At 44.0% G+C, this 4,908-nt stretch carries 6 protein-coding genes; all 6 read left to right on the forward strand.

All coding sequences use genetic code 11. The features are described from left to right. The coding region (gene pseC, locus F6K57_RS36720; RefSeq protein WP_364305635.1) for a UDP-4-amino-4,6-dideoxy-N-acetyl-beta-L-altrosamine transaminase at nucleotides 1-1,282 on the forward strand (1,282 nt) is incomplete at its 5' end. Nucleotides 1,283-1,336: 54 nt separating this feature from the next. Continuing rightward, the gene (locus F6K57_RS36725; RefSeq protein ID WP_293060546.1) at nucleotides 1,337-2,074 is read left to right on the forward strand and encodes a glycosyltransferase family protein; all 738 of its coding nucleotides are present in this window, start codon (nucleotides 1,337-1,339) and stop codon (nucleotides 2,072-2,074) included. A gap of 359 nt (nucleotides 2,075-2,433) precedes the next feature. Beyond that, entirely contained in the window at nucleotides 2,434-2,775 is a 342-nt protein-coding gene (locus F6K57_RS36730; RefSeq protein ID WP_293073175.1) for a pseudaminic acid biosynthesis-associated methylase, read from the forward strand. Beyond that, the gene (locus F6K57_RS36735) at nucleotides 2,768-3,319 is read left to right on the forward strand and encodes a GNAT family N-acetyltransferase (protein WP_293073177.1); all 552 of its coding nucleotides are present in this window, start codon (nucleotides 2,768-2,770) and stop codon (nucleotides 3,317-3,319) included. The genes F6K57_RS36730 and F6K57_RS36735 overlap by 8 nt, the downstream gene beginning before the upstream one ends. Then, nucleotides 3,316-4,326, forward strand: coding sequence for a glycosyltransferase (locus F6K57_RS36740; RefSeq protein ID WP_293073181.1), 1,011 nt, complete (start codon nucleotides 3,316-3,318; stop codon nucleotides 4,324-4,326). Before F6K57_RS36735 ends, F6K57_RS36740 begins: the two co-directional genes overlap by 4 nt. 102 nt (nucleotides 4,327-4,428) lie before the next feature. Beyond that, nucleotides 4,429-4,908, forward strand: a 480-nt coding sequence (locus F6K57_RS36745) for an N-acetylneuraminate synthase family protein (RefSeq protein ID WP_293073184.1), incomplete at its 3' end; no start/stop codon positions are given.

Genomic DNA, 4,908 nt, shown 5'->3' on the forward strand with positions numbered 1-4,908 from the left:
TCCGACTTCCCTGCTCCCTGCTCCCTGCTCCCTGTTCCCTGCTCCCTGCTCCCTACTCCCTACTCCCTACTCCCTACTCCCTGTTCCCATCAATCCTATATTGACATCTCAAATGAAAAATCCATATATTCCCTACGGTCGTCAAACTATTAGTCAACAGGATATTGATGCGGTAGTTGAGGTTTTGCAATCCGATTGGCTGACTCAGGGACCAGCGATCGCTAAATTTGAGCAGTCTGTGGCGGATTATTGCGGGGCGACCTATGGTGTAGCTGTGTCTAGTGCTACGGCGGCTTTGCACATTGCTTGCTTAGCTGTTGGGTTGGGCAACGGGGATACACTGTGGACCTCCCCCAATACGTTTGTGGCATCTGCAAATTGTGGACGATATTGCGGGGCAAGGGTTGATTTTGTTGATATTGACCCTAGAACTTATAACCTCAGCGTAGAGGAGTTAGAGCGCAAATTAATTTGGGCACAGGAACAAGGCTGTTTGCCAAAATTAGTAATTCCAGTTCATTTTGCTGGCCAGTCCTGTGAGATGAACTCGATTGCCGCTTTAGCTCAAAAGTACGGTTTTAGGGTACTTGAAGATGCTTCCCACGCTATTGGGGGACGATATCAAGGACAGCCGGTTGGCTTAGGTCAGTTTTCTGATCTAGCTGTGTTTAGCTTTCATCCGGTAAAAATTATCACCACTGGTGAGGGTGGTATGGTGCTAACCAATCAGGCAGATTTATACGAAAAACTGATTCGACTACGCACTCATGGTATTACCCGCAAGCCGGAGTTGATGAAAGGGGAATCTGATGGTCCTTGGTATTATCAGCAGTTAGAATTGGGCTTTAACTACCGCATTACTGATATTCAAGCTGCTTTGGGTGTTAGTCAAATGCAGCGCTTAGAGGAGTTTGTTGAGCGGCGCAGGTTTTTAGCTGAGCGATACAATCAGTTGTTGTCAGACTTGCCTTTAACTCTACCTTGGCAACATCCTGATACAAATTCAAGTTGGCATTTATATGTGATTCGGCTAAATTTGGATAAGATTAATAAGACTCATCGTCAGGTATTTGAGGAACTTCGTAGTTTAGGAATTGGTGTTAATTTGCACTATATTCCGGTGCATACCCAGCCTTATTATCAAGAGTTAGGTTTTGGTTGGGGTGATTTTCCTGAAGCAGAGAAGTATTACCAAGAAGCAATCAGTATTCCCCTACATTATGGATTAACTGAACAAGAGCAAGACAGGATTGTTACTTCTTTGAGCAAAATCTTAATATAAAACGGGTGTAATACTTTGTAAAGTCTCAGCGTTTATGAAGAGTAAAACTATTAAGTGAAACTAGTAATAATAGTCCAGGCTAGAATGACTTCGACCCGCCTACCTGGTAAAGTCCTTAAACAGGTATTGGGTAAACCTTTACTGGACTATCAAATTGAAAGACTACGACGGGTTAAGCTCGCCGATGAAATTGTAATTGCAACGACAATCAATCAAACTGATGAACCGATTGTTGAATTATGCAATAGTATTTCTATTCCCTATTTCCGTGGTTCTGAAGAGGATGTCCTGGCCAGATATTATGGTGCTGCTGTAGAGCATCAAGCAGATGTTGTTGTGCGGGTAACGTCAGATTGTCCTTTGATAGATCCTCAGGTTATTGACCAAGTTATTCAGTTTTATCTTGACCATCAAGGTGAATATGACTATGTTTCTAACTCTTTGCAGCGAACCTATCCTCGCGGTATGGATACAGAAGTGTTTTCCTTTGCTGCCCTCGATGAAGCATTCCATGAAGCGAGTGCGCAACCAGATCGAGAGCATGTCACCCCGTTTATTCATAGGCAGCCGGAACGATACCGTTTAGGTCATGTAACCTATGTTGAGGATAATAGTAATCATCGATGGACGGTGGATACGGCGGAGGACTTTGAGTTAATTCGGCGGATGCTGGAAGCGCTCTATTCTCAGCAACCAGAGTTTACATTAGAATATTGTTTAGACCTGGTCAGTCAGCATCCTGACTGGTCTGAGCTTAATGCTCACATTGAACAAAAGCAGTACGGTGAGTAATTCAAACTATGGAGGATTTGTGGATAATTTTATAACCGAACAGGAAGCCTTCTGGGCAGGGTAATTTGGAGATGAATATATTACCCGAAATCAATCGGATATTTCAATTGCCCGCAATATTGTCTTGTTTTATAAAGTTCTGAGTCACACTCGTTGTGTTGACTCTGTTATTGAGTTTGGTTCCAATATTGGTTTGAATTTGCAAGCCATTAAGCAACTTCTTACCAAAGCAAATTTTTCGGCTATTGAAATCAAGAATAAAGCTGTTTAAATATTACAAAAATATACATACATCCGCCCAGTAGATTCTTGATTTTTGGCCAACTAAAAAATACGATTTCGTCTTAATCAAGGGAGTTTTGATTCATATCAATCCAGATAAGTTGGCTCAGGTGTACAGATTATTATATGAATCAAGTAATCGCTATATCTGTATTTCAGAGTACTACAACCCTACACCTGTAGAACTGAACTATCGTGGTCATCAAGGTAAACTATTTAAGCGTGACTTTGCCGGAGAACTTATGGATCAATTTGATGACTTGAGGCTCTTGGATTATGGATTTGTCTATCATCGGGATAATCAGTTTCCACAAGATGATACAACTTGGTTCCTGCTTGAAAAAAACTGTCGATCAATGAAGCTAGTAATCCGAGCTGACGCTTCTGCTCAAATCAGAGTTGAGGAAAGAGATGATTGAGCATGCTCAACGGTTAGTTGATGGTGAAGGCAGTGCCAGAGTGCTGATGCACCTGCAGGATCAAAAGCTCAGGTTGAGAGCTGTGCGTGAAGATGATTGTGAATTGCTGTGGCAGTGGGTCAATGAGCCACAGGTAAGGGCTTCTGCTTTTTCTTCAACAACAATCCCTTGGGATGATCATGTGCAATGGTTTCGTAGTAAGCTTGCTGATCCCTCTTGCTACATATTTATTGCCCAAAATGCTAATCAGGTTGACATCGGTCAAATTCGATTTGATTGCAGGTATGATGGCAATGCTGAAGTTGATCTAAGCCTCGCAAGTGATCAACGGGGCTTGGGCTATGGCTCACGGCTGATTGAAATAGGCATAAAACAACTATTTCAACAGACGGCGACTATTCACTGTGTTCATGCTTACATCAAACTTGATAATTTAGCATCGATGCGGGCATTTGAACGGGCTGGGTTCCAAAAGCTTCAGGTTGAATCGATAAAAGGCCATCCTGCCCTTCACTATCGCTATAGCAGGGATGTAAAAGCATGAGCCAAACATCTGCTAAACTCGCCATCCATGTTGATGGCGGCACCACGATTGGGTTGGGTCATGCCACACGGGGGATTGGCTTGGCTGAAGCCTGCAAATCCTTGGGATTTAAAGTGATGTTCTTGATTGACCCAGCCTCAGGGCTAAAGGATTTTCTCTCCAACCGGAGGCAACAGGTACAGGTTTGTGAGGCTACTCCGTTAGGAGTGTTACAAGCCGCCCAATCAATAGGAGCATCGGCATTGGTAATTGATAGCTATCGCTTCGATGAAGCGGCATTGCGATTGCTCCAAAATCAAGGTTTACTCATCATTTGCTTTGACGATCAAGCTAACCGTGCTTTACCTGTGGATGTGGTCATCAACGGCTCGCCCGCTGCTCCCAGCCTCACCTACGACGTGGGACCCGATACACACCTATTGTTAGATGTGGCCTATCAGGTGGTACGTCCTGAGTTTTGGCCCCATGTGCCCCGCGACTATGACACCCTGGTGCGATCGCTCTTTGTCAGCATTGGTGGGTCAGATTTACTGGGTATCTTTGACCCATTAATTAAGTTTTTGGATCACCATGCCACTTCGTTACTAGCTAATGTCACAATAGATTTTGTCCTTGGACATTTTGGCACTGCGGGTGATCGTCCCTTGGCGGCTAACCTCCGAATCCAGCACAGTCCTAAGGATATGCGATCGCTCATGGTCAAGGCAGATTTGGCAATTAGTGCGGGGGGCCAAACCCTCTATGAACTAGCTCGCTGTGGCACTCCTACCATTGCCTTTTGCGTAGGTGCAGACCAAATTCCCAATTTGACCGCTTTAGAACAGCGAGGGTGTATAGTAAACATCGGTTGGGCCAGTCAACCCAATTGGTTAGATAAGTTGCACCAAGTGCTGCAACAGTTATTGGTAAATCCCAATCAGCGGGCGGTATTGGGCAAGGCTAGTAGTAACCTAATCGATGGTAAAGGGGCAACTCGGATTGCTAAAGCGATTCAGTCGTTAATCTAAAACTTAAGTCATGAAGAAACTTGTGGTTTTTTACGATGAAACCCCCGACCTCTGAAAAAGAATTTCCAGGGTAATTTCTAATTAAAATGATTTTCAAATTCCATGATTGAACCGTTTTACATTGGTGATCACCCCATTGGTATCGGGCATCCAACTTATATCATTGCCGAGATTGGTAGTAACCATAACCAAAACCTTCAGCAAGCCCTCGATATGATGTCCTTAGCCGCAGAAGCAGGGGCAGATGCCGTTAAGTTTCAATCCATTCAGTTTGATGATTTGTATCTTGAAAAACTCGAATCCTCTGAGTTTCGGGAATGGTTTCGGCAAATTGAACTTGATGAATCTTGGTATCCAAAACTTGCTGACCATGCCAAAACCTTAGGCGTTGATTTTTTATCTTCCCCCACTTACCCAAGAGCCATCGACTTGCTCGAAGCTGTGGGTGTCCCAGCCTATAAGATTGCCTCACCACAAGCCCAGGGCAATTTAGCAGTGGTGGCTAAAGCGGCAAAAACAGGTAAACCTTTAATTATATCGATTGGCTACTGTGAGTATGGCGATATGGCACGGGAGATCGTA

Source organism: Moorena sp. SIO4A5, assembly GCF_010672005.1.
Classification (GTDB): domain Bacteria; phylum Cyanobacteriota; class Cyanobacteriia; order Cyanobacteriales; family Coleofasciculaceae; genus Moorena.